This window comes from Gillisella vitis, from assembly GCF_001541345.2.
Classification (GTDB): Bacteria; Pseudomonadota; Alphaproteobacteria; order Rhizobiales; family Rhizobiaceae; genus Allorhizobium; species Allorhizobium vitis.
This window is the reverse complement of record NZ_LMVL02000003.1, coordinates 726,323-749,422: the sequence shown is the minus strand read 5'-3', so window position 1 is coordinate 749,422 and position 23,100 is coordinate 726,323. Positions and strand designations below refer to the sequence as shown.

16 protein-coding genes are annotated in these 23,100 nt (G+C 58.3%); 14 read left to right on the top strand and 2 right to left on the bottom strand.

Annotated elements, in window-relative coordinates; all coding sequences use genetic code 11:
• The first annotated feature begins 82 nt into the window (after window positions 1–82).
• The gene (gyrA, locus tag ASB66_RS13615) at window positions 83–2,875 is read left to right on the top strand and encodes a DNA gyrase subunit A (RefSeq protein ID WP_060717814.1); all 2,793 of its coding nucleotides are present in this window, start codon (window positions 83–85) and stop codon (window positions 2,873–2,875) included.
• A 124-nt stretch (window positions 2,876–2,999) separates the two neighbouring features.
• On the opposite strand, the gene ASB66_RS13610 is transcribed toward gyrA, so the two are convergent.
• Window positions 3,000–5,459 (bottom strand): heavy metal translocating P-type ATPase, encoded by a 2,460-nt coding sequence (locus tag ASB66_RS13610; RefSeq protein ID WP_060717813.1) that lies wholly within the window; start codon window positions 5,457–5,459, stop codon window positions 3,000–3,002.
• A gap of 185 nt (window positions 5,460–5,644) precedes the next feature.
• Here ASB66_RS13610 and ccoG point away from each other — a divergent pair, with 185 nt between their 5' ends.
• The 6 genes from ccoG to ASB66_RS13580 all read left to right on the top strand — a co-directional run bounded on the left by ccoG (window position 5,645) and on the right by ASB66_RS13580 (window position 12,722).
• Window positions 5,645–7,231 carry a cytochrome c oxidase accessory protein CcoG gene (gene ccoG, locus ASB66_RS13605; RefSeq protein WP_114386605.1) on the top strand — a complete coding sequence of 529 codons (1,587 nt, stop codon included), beginning with the start codon at window positions 5,645–5,647 and terminating at the stop codon, window positions 7,229–7,231.
• Window positions 7,228–7,722, top strand: coding sequence for a FixH family protein (locus tag ASB66_RS13600; RefSeq protein WP_060717811.1), 495 nt, complete (start codon window positions 7,228–7,230; stop codon window positions 7,720–7,722). Before ccoG ends, ASB66_RS13600 begins: the two co-directional genes overlap by 4 nt.
• Window positions 7,719–10,082 carry a cation-translocating P-type ATPase gene (locus ASB66_RS13595; RefSeq protein ID WP_060717810.1) on the top strand — a complete coding sequence of 788 codons (2,364 nt, stop codon included), beginning with the start codon at window positions 7,719–7,721 and terminating at the stop codon, window positions 10,080–10,082. Before ASB66_RS13600 ends, ASB66_RS13595 begins: the two co-directional genes overlap by 4 nt.
• A complete protein-coding gene (gene ccoS, locus ASB66_RS13590) occupies window positions 10,079–10,228 on the top strand; it encodes a cbb3-type cytochrome oxidase assembly protein CcoS (RefSeq protein WP_015916125.1) in 150 nt (49 codons plus the stop codon). Before ASB66_RS13595 ends, ccoS begins: the two co-directional genes overlap by 4 nt.
• 137 nt (window positions 10,229–10,365) lie before the next feature.
• Window positions 10,366–11,796: an NADP-dependent phosphogluconate dehydrogenase gene (gene gndA / locus ASB66_RS13585; protein WP_060717838.1), complete on the top strand. Its 1,431-nt coding sequence runs from the start codon at window positions 10,366–10,368 to the stop codon at window positions 11,794–11,796.
• Window positions 11,797–11,870: 74 nt separating this feature from the next.
• Window positions 11,871–12,722 carry an MBL fold metallo-hydrolase gene (locus ASB66_RS13580; protein WP_060717809.1) on the top strand — a complete coding sequence of 284 codons (852 nt, stop codon included), beginning with the start codon at window positions 11,871–11,873 and terminating at the stop codon, window positions 12,720–12,722.
• A 35-nt stretch (window positions 12,723–12,757) separates the two neighbouring features.
• Here ASB66_RS13580 and ASB66_RS13575 read toward each other — a convergent pair whose 3' ends face one another.
• Window positions 12,758–13,822 carry a LacI family transcriptional regulator gene (locus tag ASB66_RS13575; RefSeq protein WP_156544796.1) on the bottom strand — a complete coding sequence of 355 codons (1,065 nt, stop codon included), beginning with the start codon at window positions 13,820–13,822 and terminating at the stop codon, window positions 12,758–12,760.
• Window positions 13,823–14,240: 418 nt separating this feature from the next.
• Here ASB66_RS13575 and ASB66_RS13570 point away from each other — a divergent pair, with 418 nt between their 5' ends.
• From ASB66_RS13570 to ASB66_RS13540, 7 genes are all read left to right on the top strand, one after another.
• Window positions 14,241–15,476, top strand: a complete 1,236-nt coding sequence (locus ASB66_RS13570; RefSeq protein WP_060717808.1) for an ABC transporter substrate-binding protein — start codon at window positions 14,241–14,243, stop codon at window positions 15,474–15,476.
• A gap of 150 nt (window positions 15,477–15,626) precedes the next feature.
• A complete protein-coding gene (locus tag ASB66_RS13565) occupies window positions 15,627–16,529 on the top strand; it encodes a carbohydrate ABC transporter permease (RefSeq protein WP_060717807.1) in 903 nt (300 codons plus the stop codon).
• Window positions 16,522–17,466 (top strand): carbohydrate ABC transporter permease, encoded by a 945-nt coding sequence (locus ASB66_RS13560; protein ID WP_060717806.1) that lies wholly within the window; start codon window positions 16,522–16,524, stop codon window positions 17,464–17,466. Before ASB66_RS13565 ends, ASB66_RS13560 begins: the two co-directional genes overlap by 8 nt.
• A complete protein-coding gene (locus tag ASB66_RS13555; protein ID WP_272940002.1) occupies window positions 17,466–18,563 on the top strand; it encodes an ABC transporter ATP-binding protein in 1,098 nt (365 codons plus the stop codon). Before ASB66_RS13560 ends, ASB66_RS13555 begins: the two co-directional genes overlap by 1 nt.
• Before the next feature lie 52 nt (window positions 18,564–18,615).
• Window positions 18,616–21,063, top strand: coding sequence for a beta-mannosidase (locus ASB66_RS13550; RefSeq protein ID WP_060717805.1), 2,448 nt, complete (start codon window positions 18,616–18,618; stop codon window positions 21,061–21,063).
• A 64-nt stretch (window positions 21,064–21,127) separates the two neighbouring features.
• Complete coding sequence (locus ASB66_RS13545) at window positions 21,128–21,889, top strand: sugar phosphate isomerase/epimerase family protein (protein WP_060717835.1); 762 nt, start codon at window positions 21,128–21,130, stop codon at window positions 21,887–21,889.
• A 27-nt stretch (window positions 21,890–21,916) separates the two neighbouring features.
• Window positions 21,917–23,050, top strand: coding sequence for a Gfo/Idh/MocA family protein (locus tag ASB66_RS13540; RefSeq protein WP_060717804.1), 1,134 nt, complete (start codon window positions 21,917–21,919; stop codon window positions 23,048–23,050).
• The last annotated feature ends 50 nt before the right edge of the window (window positions 23,051–23,100 follow it).

The window sequence follows — 23,100 nt, the reverse complement described above, 5'->3', positions numbered from 1 at the left end:
GTTCAAAACCTCCCAGCAAATTGGCGCGGAAAGGGGCTTTCCGCTATAAAATCCCTAGTGATTCTAACAGGCGTGACCCGTTTTGACTGAGCAAAGCACACCCGGCGGCAAAACGCCGTCCGATATCGAACCCATTTCGATCATGACGGAGATGCAGCGGTCGTATCTCGATTACGCGATGAGCGTTATCGTCAGCCGCGCGCTTCCCGATGTCCGCGATGGTTTGAAGCCCGTTCATCGTCGTATCCTGTTTGGCATGTCCGAACTGGGTATCGACTGGAACAAGAAATATGTGAAATGCGCCCGTGTAACCGGCGACGTGATGGGTAAATTCCATCCGCACGGCAACTCGGCGATCTATGATGCGCTGGCCCGTATGGCGCAGGATTGGTCGCTAAGGTTGCCGCTGATCGATGGTCAGGGCAATTTCGGCTCCATCGACGGCGATCCGCCAGCGGCGGAACGCTATACAGAGTGCCGTCTGCAAAAGGCCGCGCATTCGCTGCTGGACGACCTGGACAAGGACACGGTCGATTTTCGTGACAATTACGATGGCACGCTGTCCGAGCCTGTGGTCGTGCCGGCGAAATTCCCCAATCTTCTCGTCAATGGCGCTGGCGGTATCGCCGTCGGCATGGCGACGAATATTCCGCCGCACAATCTGGTCGAAGTCATCAATGGCTGTATCGCGTTGATTGAAAACCCGGCTATCGAATTGCCGGAGTTGATGCAGATCATTCCCGGTCCCGACTTCCCGACCGGCGCGCTGATTCTGGGCCGTAGCGGTATTCGCTCCGCCTATGAGACAGGACGCGGTTCGGTGATCATGCGCGGTGTGGCTCGGATCGAGCCGATGCGCGGTGACCGTGAGCAGATCATCATCACCGAGATTCCCTATCAGGTGAACAAGTCGACGATGATCGAGAAAATGGCCGAATTGGTGCGTGATAAGCGCATCGAGGGCATTTCCGACCTGCGCGACGAATCTGACCGGCAGGGCTACCGCGTCGTGGTCGAGCTGAAGCGCGATGCCAATGCGGACGTGATCCTCAACCAGCTCTACCGTTATACCCCGCTGCAAAGCTCGTTTGGCTGCAACATGGTGGCGCTGAATGGCGGCAAGCCGGAACAGTTGACGCTGCTCGACATGCTGCGGGCTTTCGTCAGCTTTCGCGAGGAGGTTATTAGCCGGCGAACGAAGTACCTGTTGCGCAAGGCGCGTGACCGCGCCCATGTGCTGGTTGGTCTTGCCATTGCCGTTGCCAATATCGATGAAGTCATCAGGCTGATTCGCCAGGCGCCGGACCCGCAGACGGCGCGCGAGCAGTTGATGGAACGCCGCTGGCCGGCTTCCGACGTGGAAAGCCTGATCCGGTTGATCGATGATCCGCGTCACCGCATCAACGAGGACAATACCTATAACCTGTCGGAAGAGCAGGCCCGCGCCATCCTCGAATTGCGTCTTGCCCGCCTGACGGCCCTTGGTCGCGACGAAATCGACGAGGAATTGAACAAGATCGGGGCGGAAATCTCCGATTATCTCGATATTCTGTCGTCTCGCACCCGTATTCAGACCATCGTTGTCGATGAGCTTGTCGCCGTGCGCGACGAGTTCGGTACGCCGCGCCGTAGCCAGATCATGGAAGGCGGTCCTGACATGGACGATGAGGATCTCATCGCCCGTGAAGACATGGTGGTGACCGTTTCGCATCTTGGCTATATCAAGCGGGTTCCTCTCGTTACCTATCGCGCCCAGCGTCGCGGCGGCAAGGGCCGATCCGGCATGGCGACACGGGATGAGGATTTCGTTACCCGGCTATTTGTTGCCAATACCCATACGCCCGTACTGTTCTTCTCGTCACGCGGCATTGTCTACAAGGAGAAGGTCTGGCGCTTGCCGATCGGTACGCCACAGTCGCGTGGCAAGGCGCTGATCAACATGCTGCCATTGGAGCCGGGTGAACGTATTACGACCATCATGCCGCTGCCTGAGGATGAGGCAAGCTGGGATAATCTCGACGTGATGTTCTCGACGACGCGGGGCACTGTGCGCCGTAACAAGTTGAGCGATTTCGTTCAGGTCAACCGCAATGGCAAGATCGCCATGAAGCTTGAGGAAGAGGGCGATGAAATCCTCTCCGTCGAAACCTGCACGATTGACGACGATGTGCTGCTGACCACGGCCTTGGGTCAGGCGATCCGCTTCCCTGTCGATGAGGTGCGAGTGTTTGCCGGTCGCAATTCCATCGGCGTTCGCGGCATTTCCTTGCAGCCGAATGACAGAATCATATCGATGACAATTCTCAGCCATGTTGATGCCGAACCATGGCAGCGTGCGGCCTATCTGAAGCGTTCTGCTACCGAGCGACGCGCCAGTGGCGTGGACGAGGACGACATCGCACTGGTTGGCGAAGAGGTGGGCGAAATCGGTGATCTGTCCGAAGAGCGCTATCAGGAACTGAAGGCCCGCGAGCAATTCGTGCTGACGATCTCCGAACGCGGTATTGGCAAGCGCTCATCTTCTTACGATTTCCGTACGTCGGGTCGAGGCGGCAAGGGCATTCGGGCCACCGACACGTCGAAGACATTGGAAATCGGCCAGTTGGTCGCTGCCTTCCCGGTCGAAGACAAGGACCAGATCATGCTGGTATCGGACGGTGGCCAGTTGATCCGCGTGCCGGTCGATGGCATCCGGATTGCAAGCCGCGCCACCAAGGGCGTGACGATCTTCAATACCGCCAAGGATGAAAAGGTCGTCTCGGTCGAGCGCATCAACGAACCGGAAGGCGAAGAGGATGGCGAGATCGGTGCAGAGACCAGCGCTGACGAGGGTGTCTCCGCCGATCCGGCAACACCGGATGAGAGCGCGACCTAAGAAATATCGTTCAGGTTAAAAACCAGAAGGCCATGGCGCTACCCGCGCCATGGCCTTCTGCATTCTGATAATATTTGTAACAAGCATCTGCCCCGGTCTCGTTAGTCAGATGCGGAGTGTGCCTTCACGCCGGGCGTAACTTGCGCAGCCTGAGCGCGTTGGTCAGCACAAAGACACTGGACAGTCCCATCGCACCGGCGGCGAAGATCGGCGATAGCAGCATCCCATTGACGGGGTAGAGCAGACCAGCTGCCAGCGGAATCAGCAGAACATTATAGGCAAAGGCCCAGAACAGGTTCTGGCTGATATTGCGGATCACCGCCTTGCTGATGGAGATCGCCCGTGCCACGCCTAGCAGGTCGCCGGACATCAGCACGACATCAGCACTTTCGATGGCGATATCGGAGCCGGTGCCCACTGCGATGCCGATATCGGCGGCGGACAGGGCCGGGGCATCGTTTATACCATCGCCAACGAAGGCCAGCTTGCGTCCATCCTTGCGAAGGCTAGCAATCGCCGCCACCTTACCGTCGGGCAGAACTTCGGCAATTACTGTATCGATGCCGAGGCGGGCGGCGATGGCCTCCGCAGTGCGGCGGTTATCGCCGCTGATCATCGCCACTTTGAGGCCGAGGTCGTGCAAGGCGCGGATTGCCGCCGGGGTGGTTGTCTTTATTGGGTCGGCGACGGCCATCAGAGCAGCGGCTTTTCCATCGACTGCGAGATAGAGCGGCGTTTTTGCGTCCATACCCAGCTGTTCGGCGTCCTCGGCAAATGCTGAGAGATCAATGCCATGCCGGGTCAGCGCCCGGTCGGCACCAACAAGCACCTTATGGCCGGAGACGATACCGCTGATACCGTAGCCGGGCTCTGCAACAACATCGGTTGCGATCTGGGGAGGCGCTTGTTCAGCATCGGCAGCGGCCAGAATGGCCGTGGCAATCGGGTGTTCCGAGCGCGCCTCCAGGCTGGCAGCGAAGGACAGAATTTCGGCGCGGGAAAAGCCGTCTGCCGCGACCAGATTGGTCAGTTCCGGCCTGCCTTCGGTTAGCGTGCCGGTCTTGTCGAGAGCGACGATTGTGACATCGCGCAGGCTTTGCAAGGCTTCGCCCTTGCGAAACAGCACACCCAACTCGGCGGCACGTCCGGTGCCAACCATGATCGAGGTCGGAGTTGCCAGCCCCATGGCGCAGGGGCAGGCGATGATCAGCACCGCAACCGCATTGACCAGCGCATAGCTGAGTGCAGGCGCAGGGCCGAACAACAGCCAGACAATGAAGGTGAGCAGAGCCGCCGCGATCACGGCTGGGACAAACCAGCCGGTTATCCGGTCCACCATGCCCTGGATCGGCAGTTTTGAGCCTTGTGCGGTTTCCACCATGCGGATGATTTGGGAGAGAAGCGTATCGGCGCCAACCTTGGTGGCGCGAAACCGGAAGGCGCCGTTTTTGTTGATCGTACCGCCGGTCACCGTGTCGCCATCCGCCTTTTCCACTGGCACAGGCTCGCCTGAAATCATCGATTCATCGATAAAGGAACGGCCTTCGATCACCACGCCATCGACAGGAAGTCTTTCCCCGGGGCGGATGTCCAAGATATCACCGACGATAACGGCGGCAATGTCGAGATCGATAGGCTTGCCGTCTCGGATCACCCGCGCGGTTTTGGGGCTGAGACCGATCAGCCGTTTGATGGCGTCGCTGGTCCTGCCTTTGGCACGGCTTTCCAGCGTGCGCCCCAGCAGCACCAGCGTGACGATAACGGCTGCCGCTTCATAATAGACATTGACGGTGCCTTGCGGCATCAGCCCCGGCATGAACGTGGCAACCAGCGAATAGCCATAGGCGGCGGATGCGCCCAGCACCACCAGCGAGTTCATATCTGGATGAAGGCGAACCAGGTTCGGCACGCCACGGCGAAAGAATGTCAGGCCAGGACCAAACAGCACCAGCCCGGCCAGCAAGGCCTGAAGCACCCAGCTGGTTTGCATACCAAGCGTGTTCATCACCCAGGAATGCAGGGCGGGAATGAGGTGTGAACCCATTTCGATGATGAAGACCGGAAGAGTCAGGAGAAAGGCAAGCACAGTCCTCTGCGTCAAGCGATGCGTCTCATCGGCGCGCCGGTCGGGCAGGGGGTCGGACGGCGCTTCCGGATTGGCGGGTTTACGAATGTGATAACCGGCCTGTTCCACGGCAGCGACGAGGGTCTGTCTATCCGTCTCTGCGGTGACGGTCACGGTGGCGCGTTCGGTTGCCAGATTGACCGCAGCTAAACTGACGCCCGGCACAGCAGCCAATGCTTTTTCGACCCGCCGCACACAGGAGGCGCAGTTCATGCCATCTATGTCCAATTCCTGGGTCTCGATACGCGGCGCATAGCCGGCCTGTTGAATGGCTGCCAGCACGGCGGCGAGATCCGGCTGCTGCGAAAACTGCACACTGGCTTTTTCACTGGCCAGATTGACCGAGGCAGACGATACGCCCGGCACGGCGGCAATCGCCTTTTCGACCCGCCGCACACAAGAGGCGCAATTCATGCCATCGATGGCGATCGTGGTTTCAAGGGTGTTGGTGGCATTCATCGGTCTGGTTCCTATCCGGCTGCCAGCCATAGATAAGGCTTCCCACCATGGGAAGGTCAAGGCATGAACTGGAGAAATCTCACCGTAGCAAGGGCTGCTGTTTGAGGCGCATCGCCGCAGCTTGACTTAAGTCAAGGTTACAAAGGGCGGGACGTGAAAAACCTCTGATAACGAGAGGTGCCGTCATGAATAGCAATGGAATAGAAACCCGACCGGATGTTGAGCGTTTTACCGCCGAGCCGGTGAATTCCGCCAAAATTCGCAGGCCGCTCTATGAAGCCCGCAAGAAGATCTTTCCAAAGCGCGCTTCGGGCCGTTTCCGGCAGTTCAAATGGCTGATCATGGCCATTACGCTTGGGATCTACTATCTCACGCCCTGGCTGCGCTGGGATCGCGGTCCCTATGCCCCGGATCAGGCAGTGCTGATCGACCTGGCGCATCGGCGATTCTACTTCTTTTTCATCGAGATCTGGCCACAGGAGTTTTTCTTTGTCGCGGGCCTGCTGGTCATGGCGGGATTTGGCCTGTTCCTGGTCACATCTGCGGTCGGGCGCGCCTGGTGTGGCTATACCTGTCCGCAGACGGTCTGGGTCGATTTGTTTCTGGTGGTCGAGCGCTTTCTGGAAGGCGACCGCAATGCCCGCATCAAGCTGGACAGCGCGCCGTGGAGCCCGTCCAAGATCTGGAAACGGGGTGCCAAGCATGTCACCTGGATCATCATCGGCGTGCTGACCGGCGGCGCCTGGATCTTCTATTTCGCGGATGCGCCGAGCCTGCTGAAGGAGTTCGTCACCGGTCAGGCGGCTGGCGTTGCCTATGTCACCGTCGCCATCCTCACCGCCACCACCTATGTGTTCGGCGGGTTGATGCGCGAGCAGGTCTGCATCTATATGTGTCCATGGCCGCGCATCCAGGGGGCGATGCTGGACGAAAAATCACTGGTGGTGACCTATAATGACTGGCGCGGCGAGCCGCGGACCCGTCACGCCAAGAAAGCCGCCGCGGCCTGTGAGAGCGTCGGCGATTGTGTCGATTGCAATGCCTGCGTGGTGGTCTGTCCGATGGGCATCGACATCCGCGAAGGCCAGCAGCTGGAATGCATCACCTGCGCGCTCTGTATTGATGCCTGCGATGGGGTGATGGATAAGCTTGCCAAGCCGCGTGGGCTGATCGCCTATGCGACACTGGAGGAATATCAGTCCAATATGGCGCTGGCGACCGATAGTGGCGCCGTGCCAATCGATCCCGACCGGGTCCGCAAGGCCGATGGCAGCTTTGCCGATGCCATCAGGCATTTTGATTGGCGGGTAATTTTCCGGCCCCGGACCTTGCTTTATACAGCCGTCTGGTCCGCCGTCGGTGGTGGCCTGTTGTTTGCGCTGATGACCCGCGACCGGCTGGACATCAACGTGCTGCATGACCGCAATCCGCAATACGTGCTGGAATCGAGTGGCGCTATCCGAAACGGCTATACGGTGCGGCTGCTAAATATGATCCCGCAACCGCGCGACTTAACGGTCACGCTGGATGGCCTTCCCGACGCCACCATGAAGGTCAACGGCATGCAGGACCAGCCAAGTCGGTCGATGACTGTTACGGCGGAACCGGATGAGGCGACCACGCTGAAAATCTACGTCACGCTTGCCGGTCGTGACGTGACGGAGGCCTCCGAGCCATTCCGCTTTATCGTCAGTGATCCGAATTCCAGCGAGCAAGCCATTTATAAGGCGACGTTTAACGGACCGGCCAACGGATCTGGAGAGAAGAAATGAGTGCTAAGAGCCCAAAACCTTTTGTTTTCACCGGCTGGCATATGCTGGCGACAATCTGCTCTTTCTTTGGGGTGATCATCACCGTCAACCTGACCATGGCCTGGTATGCGGGCCACAGCTGGAGCGGCATGGTGGTGCAAAATACCTATGTCGCCAGCCAGCAATTCAACGACACGACAGCGCAAATCCGCAAACTGCTGGATACCGGCATCCAGGGGACGATGACGATAAAGCAGGGGGCGATTGCCTATGATCTCGCCATTCCCGGCAAGGGCCCTGTGATTGCCGATCAGGTGGTCGCCAATTTCAAGCGCCCGGTTGGTGAGCATCAGGATTTCACGGTCATGCTGAAGCCAGCCGGTCCCGGCCATTTTACCGGCGATCATCCTGTCGATGACGGCCATTGGATTGTCGAGACCATTGCAACGCGTGACGGGCAGTTGGTCATGCATGAAGCCAACCGTATGGCTGTCATCGGGGGTGAAAAATGAGTTGCTGCGCGGCGGGCTCGGAAGCGGCCCTCGACCTGGAACGCTCAATAGCGCTGCTGCCATCCTCGGAAGAAATCCGGCTGGCAAGCCGAGATCTGGGCGAGGGGTTGTCCCAGGTGGATTTCAGCGTCCCCGGCGTCTATTGCGGCGCCTGCATCACCAAGATCGAGACGGCCTTGAAGCGCCTGCCTGCTGTCGAGCGAGCCCGCGTCAACCTCTCCACCCGGCGCGTCGGCGTGGTCTGGCGGGCAAAGGTTGCAGAGGAAGGGCCGTTCATCGACCGGGAAGTAGGCCCATTTACGCACGATAGCGGGTTCGATCCGGCGGAGCTTGCTCGCACCATCGCTTCCACCGGCTATAGTTGTCACTTGTTCACGCCGCAGGATCTGGCGTCCGATCTGCTGTTGAAGCAATTGATCCGGGCCGTCGCCGTTACCGGCTTTGCCGCCACCAATATCATGCTGCTGTCGGTCTCCGTCTGGTCCGGTGCGGATGCATCGACGCGGGATCTGTTCCATTGGATTTCGGCACTGATTGCCGCACCGGCGCTGATCTATGGTGGGCGGTTCTTCTATCAATCGGCCTGGACTGCGCTGCGGCACCGGCGCACCAATATGGATGTGCCGATTGCCATCGGCATCTCGCTTTCCTATTTTTCGTCGCTTTGGGAAACCATTCATCACGGCGAACATGCCTATTTCGATGCGACGGCGTCGCTGCTGTTCTTCCTGCTGATCGGGCGGGCGCTGGACCATATGATGCGCGACCGCGCCCGTTCGGCGATCAGCGGCTTGGCGCGGCTCAATCCGCGCGGCGCCACCGTTGTCGGCGCAGACGGCAGCCGGGAATACCGGCTGGTGGATGATATCAAGGTCGGCGAACATGTCGCCATCTCCGCTGGCGAACGCATTGCGCTTGATGGCACCGTCATCGCCGGTACCAGCGATCTCGATGTCTCCATCGTCAATGGTGAAAGTGCGCCACAAACCGTTGGACCCGGCGATGCCGTGCAGGCGGGAACGCTGAGCCTCACCGGATCGCTGACGGTCAAGGCGACAGCGCAGGCACGCGATTCTTTCCTGTCGGAAATCATCCGGCTGATGGAGGCAGCGGAAGGCGGCAAGGCCCATTATCGCCGCATCGCCGACCGGGCCTCGCAGCTCTATGCGCCTGTCGTTCATCTGCTGGCTCTCACCTCCTTCATCGTCTGGGGGCTTTATGACGGCGACTGGAAACATGCGTTGATGGTGGCGATTGCCGTGCTGATCATTACCTGCCCTTGCGCATTGGGCCTGGCCGTGCCGGTCGTGCAGGTGGTTGCAGCCGGAAAGCTGTTCCAGCGCGGCATCATGGTCAAGGACGGCTCGGCCATGGAGCGCCTGGCCAAGGTGGATGCCGTCGCCTTTGATAAAACAGGGACGCTGACGCTTGGACGTCCCATGCCCGTCGATATCAACAGGGCCAGCCCCGGCATGCTGGCCATCGCTGCCGGGCTTGCTGCTCATTCCCGTCATCCGCTGTCACAGTCCCTGTGGCGCAGCGCCTCATCCAATTACGCAGCCGGGACAATCCGCAATTTCTCCGGTGTGACGGAAATTCCTGGTAGCGGCGTTGAGGCCGACGCGGAGGAAGGGCGCTACCGGCTTGGAAACCGTCGTTTTGCCCTCGGTTCTGGCGGGGATGAGGCCGATGGTCCGGCTTTGTCGGAAGTCATTCTTTCGCTGAATGGTTACAGTCTTGGCTGTTTCCGCTTCGAAGACAGCCTTCGTCCCAGCACAGCGGAAGTTATTGCCGGGCTTCAAGCTGAAGGCATGAGGGTCACGATCCTGTCGGGAGACAGGAGGCCGGTGGTGAAGGCGCTTGCTGCACGGCTTGGCGTCGACGCGGCAGAGGCCGAGCTTTCGCCATCCGGCAAGGCAAAATTTTGTGCGGCTGCGGACGAGGCTGGGCAACATTTGCTGATGGTGGGCGATGGTATCAACGACGCACCAGCGCTATCGGCTGCCTATGTCTCCATGGCACCGGCCACGGCAGCCGATGTCGGGCGCCAGGCCGCCGATTTCGTCTTCATGCATGACGGGCTCGATGCGGTGCCTTTCGCCATCAATGTTTCCCGCCGGGCCGGGCAGTTGATCCGCGAGAATTTCGTGCTGGCAATCGGCTACAACGTCCTGGCCGTGCCAGTCGCGCTGCTGGGCTATGCTACGCCGTTGATTGCCGCTGTCGCCATGTCCACCTCTTCGATCATCGTGGTGGCCAATGCGCTACGGCTGAACGGGGTGGGCGGGTTTACCCGCAAGACCGACGCTCATGCCCTTCAACCGGCATCAAACCGCAAACCGCTGGGAATAGCCGCATGAACATGCTGATCTATCTCATTCCTATTGCGCTTCTGATGGGTGGCATAGGGCTTGCCGCCTTTCTCTGGTCGCTGAAAAGCGGCCAATACGAGGATATGGATGGCGCGGCCTGGCGGGTAATCACTGATGACGACGACCACCCTTGATCATTGATCTGCCAATCATTTATGCATCTGCCGTCACACATCCTTGTCCATGCCGTTTCATGTTGCATCTTGCTCCCCTGCCAAAGGAGTGCCAAAACAGCGCTAAAGTTTTTGGTTGAATGAAATGGAGCATGGTTATGCAGCAGGCGGAAATCGGACTGATCGGCCTTGGCGTTATGGGATCGAACCTGGCGCTCAATATTGCCGAGAAAGGCAACCGCATCGCGGTCTTCAACCGGACACCGGCGCGCACGCATGAATTCATTGGCGAGGCGGGCGACCTTGCCGGCAATATCATCGGCTGCGACACAATCGAGGAGTTTGTGGCCGCCATTCGCCCACCGCGCCCGATCATCATCATGATCAAGGCCGGTGACGCTGTCGATCAGCAGATGGAGTTGCTCAAGCCGCATCTGTCGGCCAATGACATCATGATCGATGCGGGCAATGCCAATTTCCGCGACACGATCCGCCGGTTTGATAATCTGAAGGATAGCGGCCTGACCTTTATCGGCATGGGCGTTTCCGGTGGTGAAGAAGGCGCGCGCCATGGCCCGTCGATCATGGTTGGTGGCCTGGAGGAAAGCTGGAAGCGGGTCGAAAAGGTTCTCACCTCGATTTCCGCCAAGTTCAATGGTGACCCCTGCGTGGCCTGGCTCGGCAACGATGGGGCCGGTCATTTCGTCAAGACCATCCATAATGGTATCGAATATGCCGATATGCAGATGATTGCCGAAATCTACGGCATCCTGCGCGACGGGCTTGGCATGTCGGCCAGCGAAATTGGCGATGTATTCGGCCAGTGGAACAAGGGTCGCCTGAATTCCTACCTGATCGAAATCTCCGAAAAGGTGCTGAAGGCCAAGGACCCAATTACAGGCAATCCGATGGTGGATGTCATCGTCGATGCCGCAGGCCAGAAGGGCACCGGCAAATGGTCGGTGATCGAAGCGCAGAATCTCGGCATTGCGGCAACGGGCATCGAGGCTGCTGTGGCGGGACGTGTGCTGTCTTCGCAAAAGCAGGAACGCGTTGCGGCGGAAGCAATTTTCGGCCTTCCTAAACCCATCGAAAAGCCCCATGACGGCATGGCTTTCCTGGCCGATCTGGAAAGTGCGCTGCTGGCGGCAAAAATTGCGGCCTATGCTCAGGGCTTTGCGGTGATGGCTGCCGCCTCAAAGGAATTCGGCTGGTCGCTGCCGATGCCGACGATTGCGAAAATCTGGCGGGAAGGCTGCATCATCCGCTCGCAATTCCTCGATGAGATCACCTCGGCCTTTACCAAGGACCCTGACGTGGCAAACCTGATCGTCACGCCCGCCTTCTCGAAAATGGTCAAGGACAGCGATGCAGCACTTCGCCGCGTCGTTTCCTACGCAGCCCTTTCCGGCCTGCCGGTTCCGGCCCTTTCCTCGGCACTATCCTACTTTGACAGCTACCGTCGCGGTCGCGGCACAGCCAACCTCATCCAGGCGCAGCGCGACTTCTTTGGCGCCCATGGCTTTGCGCGGGTGGACGGCAAGGATTATCCGCACGGCCCCTGGGGCAGCGGTGCAGCGATCTACTGATCCCAACGGTTTTGCAATAAAAGCAATGCCTCGCTGCTTCACCGCAGCGGGGCTTTTTTGAGGGCGTTGTTTCGATGAACGATCATCTTGTTATTCTGGGCAGTAAGGGCGGCCCGGCGATCCGCCCCGGCGGCCCGAATCCCACATCGATGCTGCTGACACTCGGTGTACGCCGCATTGTCGTCGATTGCGGCCTTGGCGTGACGCGCGGGGTGGTGGAGACGGGCATGTCGTTGAAAGAACTGGATCTTGTATTCATTACCCACCTCCATTCCGATCATGTATTGGAGCTTGGTGGCCTTCTCCATACGGCCTGGACGACGGGGCTTGCAACGCCGGTGCTCGTCTATGGACCTTTGGGTACACAGCAGCTATGGCAGGGGTTTCTCGCCTCGCTTGACTATGACATCCGCACGCGAATCGAAGATGAGGGCAGGCCCGATCCGGCGGAGTTGATTACCATCGTCGAATATGGAGAAGGGCCGATTTTTGTCGAAAACGGTTTGACGGTGTCGGCATTGCGCGTTGACCATCCACCCGTGACAGAATGCTTTGCCCTGCGGTTTTCCTACGGCGAAAAGACGGTCGTGCTATCGTCCGATACGGCCTATTTTCCGCCACTGGCACAGTTTGCGGCTGGGGCCGACATTCTCGTTCATGAGGCCATGTTGCCGGAGGGTGTGGATAACATCGTTGCCCGAACCGGCAATGGCGCTCGCCTGCGAGAGCATCTCTACGCGTCGCACACGCTTGCCGAAGATGCCGGGCGGCTGGCGAATGCTGCGGGTGTGAAAAAGCTCGTGCTCAATCATCTCATTCCTGCCGATGATCCGGCGTTTGGCGAGGCGGATTGGCGCCGTGCGCTTTCTACGGCCTGGCATGGACCATTGGTCATCGCCCGGGACGGGGTTTGTATCCCGTTCTGATCAACGGCCAAGATTCCTGTTGGCGGGTGAATGGTTCAGGACCACACAGGCTGGCTGATGCTTTGCAGCAGATGCGGCTCCACGCCATCGATGCTGGCAATCACTGCCTTGGCGAGTTCACGTCCGGCCATCAACGCATCCTCATTGGCGGTGATGATTTCGGGGCGTATCCATTTAAGGATCGGCACCGATTGCTTGGATACGAGATCAACATCCAGGCCCAGCCTCTTGTTCGCGGCATCAATCCCGGCGTTGACAGCGATCGCGGCGCTGCTGGAAGAGCAGATGATTCCGTCTGGGGCCTCTGGTGAGCGCATCAGTGCTTCTATCGCGTTGCGGATCTCCTCGAGCGATCCATCGATATTGACGGACACCGGCACTTCTTTAGCACCGGCCTCACGGATGCCGGCCACAAAGCCATCGCGCGTATGGCGGTAATAGGTCAGCTTGTCGGTCGGCGGTAACAAGGCGATCCTGCGCCGATGACGCTCGGCGAGGCGCTTTACCGCCTGGCTGGCGAAGGCCTCATTGTCGAAATCGTGAAACGGATGGATGAGACCGGATGCCGTGCGGCCATGGGCGGCAAACGGCATGCCGCGCTCTGTCAACAGCTTGATGCGGGCATCGTCGGGTTCGGTGCGTGAAATAATCACCCCATCCGCCGAACCGGTATCGAGAATATAGCGCACCGGCTGCATCGGGTCTTTGCTATGGGAATGCGGGGTGACGACGATATGGTAAGGTGTGCCTGACAAGACTTCGGAAATACCGAAAACCATCTGGCTGCTGAAACCCATGATTTCTTCATCGATGCTGAGCACCAGGGCGATGACATTGGTCTTGCCGGTGCGCAGACGCACCCCCGCACGGTTGGGCTGATAGCCCAATTGCCGCGCCACCATGCGCACGCGCTCCTTGGTGTCGGCGCCGATATCCGGCGCATCCTTCAACGCGCGCGATACCGTGGTAATCCCGAGCCCGGTCAGGAAGGCAATGGTCTTGAGGGTAGGGCGTTCGCCCTTACCTTCATGTGTGGTCCCAGCCTGTGGGGCTCCGATATGTGAGGCCGTTATCGGGCCTGGTCTTCGCTCATCATTCATGAAATGTCCGCCGTAAAGTCTATTTCTACACTCCAATACTCAGTTTCGGCAAGGAGGTCTGTGACGCGATACGTCATTGGACGAAAGGGAAATTTCCTCCAAATTCTGAAACGATACAGTAAAAATGTCGAGCGCTAATTTGGATGATATTCTTGAATAAATTACAATCAGTGCAGGTATTACATCACATCACCCTATTTCGCATTTGCGAAGAAAAATCTATTTTATCAGAAAAAACAGTCCAAAATTTTAGATTGCAGTGCAGTAAATCCCGATTTTAAGGATGTTTTTTGTGGTTTTTGACGGACGTAATTTCAAATGCAAAAAAGCTGATTAAAAAATTTCTAATTCCCGGTTGCGTCCTCAAGAAGATTGACTTAGGTTTTTCCGGCAACGTTTCAGTGAGGGAGGAGACTCAATGATAATTCGGTGCATTGCGGCTGCATTGGCAGCCACTGTGGCCCTGCCGCTCGGCATGGCCAGCGCGACCGATCTGGAAGTGACCCATTGGTGGACTTCGGGGGGAGAGGCGGCTGCGGTCAAGGAGCTGGCAAAGGCTTTTGACGCGACCGGCAACAAATGGATCGACGGCGCTATCGCCGGATCGGGCGGTACCGCCCGGCCGATCATGATTAGTCGCATCACCGGTGGTGATCCTATGGGGGCGACCCAGTTCAACCATGGACGTCAGGCGCAGGAGCTGGTGGAGGCCGGTTTGATGCGTGATTTGACGGATGTGGCCACCAAGGGCCACTGGAAGGACGTGATCAAGCCTGCCAGCTTGCTGGATAGCTGCACCATTGACGGCAAGATCTATTGCGCGCCGGTCAATATCCATTCCTGGCAATGGCTCTGGTTGTCCAATGCCGCCTTCAAGAAGGCCGGTGTCGAGACCCCAAAAAACTGGAACGAGTTTGTTGCCGCAGCACCTGCCCTGCAGAAGGCAGGCATTCAGCCGCTGGCGCTGGGCGGCCAGCCCTGGCAATCCGCCGGGTTGTTTGACACGCTGCTGATTTCTCTTGGTGGGAAAGACCTTTATCTCAAGGTCTACCAGGACAAGGACGAAGCGACGATCAGCGGTCCTGAATTCGCGGCCATTTTCAAAGCGGCGGATGATGCCCGTAAAATGTCGAAGGGCAGCAATGTCCAGGATTGGAATCAGGCCACCAATATGGTGATTACCGGCAAGGCTGGCGGCCAGATCATGGGTGATTGGGCGCAGGGCGAATTCCAGCTGGCCGGACAGGTGGCGGGCAAGGATTATAGCTGCCTGCCGGGTCTCGGCCTCAACGGCTATCTGACAGCGGGCGGCGATGCCTTCTATTTCCCACTGCTGAAGGACAAGGATAAGTCCAAGGCGCAGGAAGTCCTGGCAGCGACCATTGTCGATCCGAAAACCCAGGTGGCCTTCAACCTGAAGAAGGGCTCGCTGCCGATCCGCGGCGATGTCGATCTGGGAACGGCCAATGACTGCATGAAAAAGGGGCTGGAAATTCTTGCCAAGGGCAATGTCCTGGCCAGCACCGACCAACTGATGTCCGCCGATACGCAAAAGCAGAAGGAGGACCTGTTCTCCGAATTCTTTGCCAATCCATCGATGACACCTGAGGCCGCACAGAAGCGCTTCGCCGATATCATCAGCGACGCGGACTGAGCATTTTCGCTCCATCACTTTGTTTTTATGGATTTTCTGGCTCAAAGCCATGGCGGATCACCCTTCGCCATGGCTTCCGGTTCCAAGGCGCCGCCAACTGGAGTTTTCCAGATATGGAGGGGATGGTTGTGACCAGAGGAGGGTATTTCGATGATGGCCACGGGCCAAACTAAAAGACCGGTTCGGTTGTTTCGCAATCTGAACGCCAAGATTGCCTCTATTCCCATGATTCTGGTTGCTGTCGTTATTTTTCTCGGCGGCAGCGTCTGGACCGTGGTCTATTCCTTTACCAATTCCAAGCTTCTGCCCCGGCTGAATTTCGTCGGTCTCGATCAGTATGAGCGGCTCTGGGGCTCGGCGCGCTGGCTGATCTCGATCCAGAACCTGGCTGTCTACGGCTTTTTCTCGCTGATCTTCAGCCTGGTGATCGGCTTTCTGCTGGCAGCGCTGATGGATCAGAAAATCCGTTTTGAAAACCTGTTTCGCACGATTTTTCTCTATCCCTTTGCGCTTTCCTTCATTGTCACCGGCCTTGTCTGGCAATGGGTGCTCAACCCGGAATTTGGCGTGCAGTCGGTGGTGCGCAGCCTGGGCTTTACCAGCTTCACCTTCGATCCGCTCTATAATCCCCAACTGGTGATTTATGGCATTCTGATCGCAGGCCTTTGGCAGGGAACCGGCCTGGTGATGTGCCTGATGCTGGCTGGCCTGCGCGGTATTGACGAAGACATCTGGAAGGCCTCGCGGGTCGATGGCATTCCGACCTGGAAAACCTATCTGCTGATCATCATTCCGATGATGCGACCGGTGTTCATCACCACGCTTGTCATTATCACCAGTGGTATAGTCAAGGTCTATGACCTGGTGGTGGCGCAAACCAGCGGTGGACCCGGCATCGCGTCGGAAGTGCCTGCCAAATATGTTTATGACTATATGTTCCAGGCGCAGAATCTGGGGCAGGGCTTTGCAGCTTCGACGATGATGCTGGTCACCGTCGCCATCATCATCATTCCCTGGGCCTATCTGGAATTTGGAGGGCGCAAACGTGGTTGACCATTCCGCTCTCAACACGCAGGCTTCAGCTGTGCGTCCTGTGGCATCACGCCTCGGCGAAGGGCCAAAGGGGGCCAAGCCGAAGCCCATGCTGTCGCGCCGCAATATCATGCTCTACGGCATCCTGTTCGTGGCCGCCGCCTATTACCTGCTGCCGCTGTACGTGATGGTCGTCACCTCGCTGAAGGGCATGCCGGAAATCCGGATGGGCAATATCTTCTCGCCGCCGATGGAGATTACTTTTGAGCCCTGGGTGAAAGCCTGGAGCCAGGCCTGTACCGGGCTGAATTGCGATGGCCTGTCGCGCGGTTTCTGGAACTCGGTGCGCATCATGGTACCCTCGACCGTGGTGTCGATCGCCATTGCCTCCGTCAGCGGGTACGCGCTGGCCAATTGGCGCTTCAAGGGTGCGGAACTGTTCTTTTCCATCCTGGTGATCGGCGCCTTCATTCCCTATCAGGTGATGATTTATCCGATCGTCATCGTGCTGCGCGAAATCGGCATCTATGGCAGCCTGACGGGTCTGATCATCGTCCATACGATTTTCGGCATGCCGATCCTGACGCTGCTGTTTCGCAACTATTTCGCGTCGCTGCCGGAGGAATTGTTCAAGGCTGCCCGGATCGATGGGGCAGGGTTCTGGCAGATCTATTTCCGCATCATGCTGCCAATGTCGCTGCCGATCTTCGTGGTGGCGATGATCCTGCAAGTGACCGGCATCTGGAACGACTTCCTGTTCGGCGTCGTCTTCACCCGCCCGGAATATTACCCGATGACGGTGCAGCTCAACAATATCGTCAATTCGGTGCAGGGCGTGAAGGAATACAACGTCAACATGGCCGCAACGATTTTAACCGGCGCTGTGCCGCTGTTTATCTATTTTGTCTCCGGACGCCTGTTCGTGCGTGGCATCGCCGCGGGCGCCGTGAAGGGATAATGCCGATGAATACTAGTGTTTCCATACGCGATCTCTCGCTCAATTTCGGCGCCGTCACGGTGCTGAAGGATCTCAATCTGGATATCGCCGATGGCGAGTTTCTGGTGCTGCTGGGATCGTCCGGCTGCGGCAAGTCCACGCTGCTCAACTGCATAGCCGGGCTTCTCGATGTCTCCGAAGGACAGATCTTCATCAAGGATAAGAACGTCACCTGGGAAGAACCCAAGGATCGCGGCATCGGCATGGTGTTCCAGTCCTATGCGCTGTATCCGCAGATGACCGTGGAGAAAAACCTGTCCTTCGGCTTGCAGGTGGCGAAAATGCCCAAGACCGAAATCGACAAGCGGGTGGCGCGGGCCGCCGAGATTCTGCAAATCGGCCCACTGTTGAAGCGTAAGCCAGCCGAGCTTTCCGGTGGTCAACGCCAGCGCGTTGCCATCGGTCGGGCGTTGGTGCGCGATGTCGATGTCTTCCTGTTTGATGAACCGCTGTCCAATCTCGATGCCAAGCTGCGGGCCGAGTTGCGCGTTGAGATCAAGCGGCTGCATCAATCGCTGAAAAACACGATGATCTACGTCACCCATGACCAGATCGAGGCGCTGACGCTGGCTGACCGAATCGCCATCATGAAAAGCGGCGTCATCCAGCAGTTGGATGATCCGATGACCATCTATAACCGGCCGAAAAACCTGTTCGTGGCTGGCTTTATCGGCTCGCCGTCGATGAATTTCTTCAAGGGCGAATTGCGGGAAAAAAATGGTGCTGTGGTGTTTCATTCCGGTGGCGTCGATTTCGGCCTGACAGGCTATCAGGCCGATAGCACGCTCCTGCCCGGACGAAAGGTTGTGCTCGGTGCTCGTCCCGAACACATCGCCGTGGACGGCGATATCGGTCCGGGCGAGGAGGCGCACTCGGCCCTCGTTGATATTGAGGAGCCAATGGGCGCCGATAACCTCCTCTGGCTGAAGCTGGCGGGCCAGGTGCTGTCGGTGCGCATTGCCGGGACGAGGCGCTACCGGCCCGGCAGCGAGGTCAAACTCGCCTTCGACATGTCCGTCGCATCGATTTTCGACGCCGAGACCGAGATGCGTCTCTGACACCCCTATCCAGAGGAGCGGTATCATCCGCTCCGCAGTTATCGAGGTGAACATGACCGATATCCACGACCTTGCTGGCCCCTGGCAGCTTTCCACTGTAAACGGTGAGCATGCCTGCACCATCACCTTGCCCGGCGACGTGCATAGCGCGCTTCATGCGGCAGGCATGATTGCCGATCCTTATTTCGCCAGGAATGAGGAACAGGTGCAATGGGTGGCCGAAAGCGATTGGGTGATGGTGCGCAGCTTCCATCTCGATGTGGCCGATGCGGACTGGTATCTGGATATCGACAATCTCGATACGGTTGCCATGGTGTTCATCAATGACATCCCGGTGCTTTCCGCCGACAATTGCTTCCGCCGCTACCGTCCTGACATCAGCGCCGCCTTGCAGCCGGGCGAAAATACCATTCGGATTGTCATCCATTCCAGCATCAAGGCGGGTGCCGAGCGGCAGGCGCGCCAGCCTTTCTACGTGCCTTACCATCCCGGCAATTCGCCCATCCCGCATGGGAACATGCTGCGCAAGCCGCAATGCCATTTCGGCTGGGACTGGAATATCGCCATCGCGCCGCTTGGCGTCTATGGGACCATTGCTATCCGCAAACTGGACCCGGCGCGGATCGAGCATGTGGAGACCAGCCAGCTGCACCATGCCGACGGTAGGGTGGAGCTGACGGTCAAGGCAACGATCTTTGCCAAGACCCCATCGGTCGTGCCGGTGCATTTCCAGCTGGAGGACGAGCGGGTGCGGCTGGACTGCGGCGTCAATGCCGGGGAAACGGTGATTACACATGTATTCGAGGTGGAGCAGCCGAACCTGTGGTGGCCTGCGGGCAGCGGCGAGCAGGCGCTTTATGCCCTTAGCGTAGATGTTCCGGGCGATACAGTCGAAAAGCTGATCGGCTTGCGGGTCATCGAACTTATCACCGATGCCGATGAGGCGGGCAGCCGGTTTGCCTTCAAGGTCAATGGTCGGGAGATCTTCTGCCGGGGTGCCAACTGGATTCCCGCCGATGCGCTGTTTTCGCGTTCATCGCCGGAAAAAACCACGGGCCTGCTGGACTCGGCGGTGGCCGCCCATATGAACATGATCCGCGTCTGGGGCGGCGGTTTTTATGAAGCCGACTGGTTCTATGATCTCTGCGACCAGCTGGGTCTGCTGGTCTGGCAGGACTTCATGTTTGCCTGCAATCTCTATCCCTGCACCGATGACTTCCTCGATAATGTCGCAGCCGAGGTTGATTATCAGGTTCGCCGCCTGCAATCGCATCCGTCTATTGCGCTCTGGTGCGGTGACAACGAATTGATGGGCGCGCTGACCTGGTTCGATGAAAGCCGCAACAATCGTGACCGCTATCTGGTCGCCTATGACCGGCTGAACCGGGTGATCGAGCAGGGGGTCAAAAAGACCTTTCCGCAGGCAATCTGGTGGCCCTCCAGCCCAGCCTCGGGCTATCTCGACTATGGCGATGCGTGGCATGCCGATGGCTCCGGCGACATGCATTACTGGTCGGTCTGGCACGAGAACAAGAGCTTCGACAATTACCGCAGCGTCAAGCCGCGCTTCTGCTCGGAATTCGGTTTCCAGTCCTATACGTCGCTGCCCGTCATTGAGAACTTTGCCGAGGCAAAGGACATGAATATCGCCTCGCCGGTCATCGAGCTGCACCAGAAGAATGCTGGCGGCAATGAGCGGATCGCAGGCACGATGTTCCGCTATTTCCGCTTCCCCAAGGATTTCGCCAATTTCGTCTATCTCAGCCAGATCCAGCAGGGCTTGGCGATCAAGACGGCGGTGGACTATTGGCGCTCGCTGAAACCGCATTGCATGGGTACGCTTTATTGGCAGCTCAACGATACCTGGCCTGTCGCCTCCTGGGCGAGCCTGGATTACGGCGGGCGGTGGAAGGCCATGCATTATATGGTCAAGCGTTTCTTCCAGCCGGTGACTATTGCGGCCATCCCGGATGAAACGGGCAAGCGGCTGCAATTTTCCATGGTCAATGACACGGCTGACAGTGTCGATATCGATCTGACCGTGTTTGCGCTGACATTGTCTGGTGAGCGCCGGCTATTGACGACGGCACGCGGATCATGCTCGCCAGATCGAGCGGAGATTTTGACTTCCATTGAACTATCAGATCTCCCCGGCAATCTACTGATAATATGGGATTTCAAGGCATCCAATGGCATGAAAGGCGAGGGCCATTTCGTGTCAGGTGGCGCTTACAAAAGCCTCGAACTGGAGCCATCGGGCCTTGGCCTCAATGTCACGCCACAGGCCGATGGTTCTTTCGAATTGACGGTTACTGCCTCCGGTCTTGCACTGTTCGTGATGATCGAAAGCCGCCTTGACGGGAGCTACAGCGACAACGCCTTCGACCTGACCGCCGGTGAAATCCGCCGTGTGACCTTCACGCCAGCCACGCCGCTGCCGCCGGGCGAAGTGCCTGATTTCACCCTTTACGACCTCTATTCCTGCCAAACCGCCGACTAATTCGACACAAACCGACAACCCGCGTCATGGGAGGCGCGGCTTATTCATTCAGGAGGAAATGACCATGACCGATCTCGGCTTTCAGCTTTACAGCGCCCGTAATTTCCAACCGTTTTCCGCCATCCTTCCGAAGTTGAAGGCTGCGGGCTATACGCATGTCGAGGGCTATGGCGCGATGTATGCCAGCGCCGATGACGCGGCGCTAAAAGCGTTGCGCGACGATCTCGATGCCAATGACCTGACCATGCCGACCGGCCATTTTGGCCTCGACCTGCTGGAAAGCGATCCGGCCAAAGCGCTATCCATTGCCAAGACGTTGGGCGTAAAAGCGGTCTATTGCCCTCATCTCGTTGCGGACCTGCGTCCAACGGATGCGGCGGGCTGGTTTGCTTTTGGCCAAAGGCTGGAAAAGGCAGGCAAGCCTTTCGTCGATGCCGGGTTGCTGTTCGGCTGGCACAATCATGATTTCGAATTCGCAGCACTTCCCGACGGCTCAACGCCGCAGGAGCAGATTTTTGCCGGTGGCCCAAGCCTGACCTGGGAAGCCGACCTGGCCTGGCTGGTGCGTGGCCATGCCGATCCCGTGTCCTGGATCGAGAGCTATGGCAAGCGGATCACCGCCGTGCATGTCAAGGATATCGCGCCCGCAGGCGAAAATGCGGATGAAGACGGCTGGGCCGATGTTGGCCACGGCACGGTCGACTGGAAGGGACTGGTGGCCGCTCTGGAGCGCTATAACGTCCAATATTACGTGGTCGAGCATGACAATCCCAACGATATCGACAGATTGATCACCCGGTCTATTGCGTCCTTTAATTCATTTTAAATCAGTTACTTGTCAGGATAAACTCAGATGACACGTGAACTTAATGTCGGCATCATCGGATGCGGCAATATTTCCTCGGCCTATTTCACACTAGCCCCGCTGTTCAAGGGCATCACGGTGGTGGCTTGCGCCGATATCAACATGAATGCGGCAGAGCTGCGCGCCGAGGAATTCGGCGTCAAGGCCCAGACGGTGGAAGAGCTACTGGCCAATCCGGATGTGGATGTGGTGGTCAACCTCACCATTCCGGCGGTGCATTATGCCGTCTCCAAACAGATTCTCGAAGCAGGCAAGCATGTCTATTCGGAAAAGCCGCTGGTTCTGAGCCTGGAAGAAGGTGAGAGCCTGCGGCGGATCGCAAAAGACAAGGGTCTCTCAGTCGGCTGCGCCCCTGACACCTTCCTGGGTGGTGCGCATCAACTGGCGCGCAAACATATCGATGAAGGCGGTATTGGCCGCGTCACATCTGGCACCTGCCACGTGATGAGCCCCGGCATGGAAATGTGGCACCCGAACCCGGATTTCTTCTTCCTGCCGGGCGGCGGTCCGGTCCTCGATCTCGGGCCTTATTACATCGCCAACCTGATCAACCTGATCGGTCCGGTCAAACGGGTCGGGGCGCTGACATCGATGGCCAGTGAGACCCGTACCATTACCAGTGAACCGCGCAACGGCCAGGTGATCCCGGTCAAGACACCGACCAACATTCATGCCCTGTTGGAATTCGTCAATGGCGCGACCATAACCCTGTCGGCCAGTTGGGATGTCTGGTGTCATCGCCATGCCAATATGGAGCTTTATGGTACGGAAGGTTCGCTATTCGTCCCGGACCCGAATTTCTTCGGTGGCGTGGTCGAGGCAACGGGCCGCAACAAGGATGTCAAGCCGCTGGAGGGATGGGACCATCCGTTCGGCATCAACAATCAGGAAAGCGCCCAGGGGCCGCGCGCCAATTACCGCACGGCGGGGCTTGCCGACATGGCCCTGGCGATCATTGAGGGACGCGATGCGCGTTGCTCGCTGGACCGGGTTTTGCACGGGGTCGATGTGATGACGGCCATTTTGAAATCCGGAGAGACAGGCGAATTCATAACGCTCTCCACTAGCTGTACCCAACCGGCGGCTCTTGGCGTAGAAGAGGCAAGGGCCTTGCTTCGGTAAGGCTGAACAGACAAAGGCGGCGGCGTAATGCCGTCGCCCATTTCAGGGAG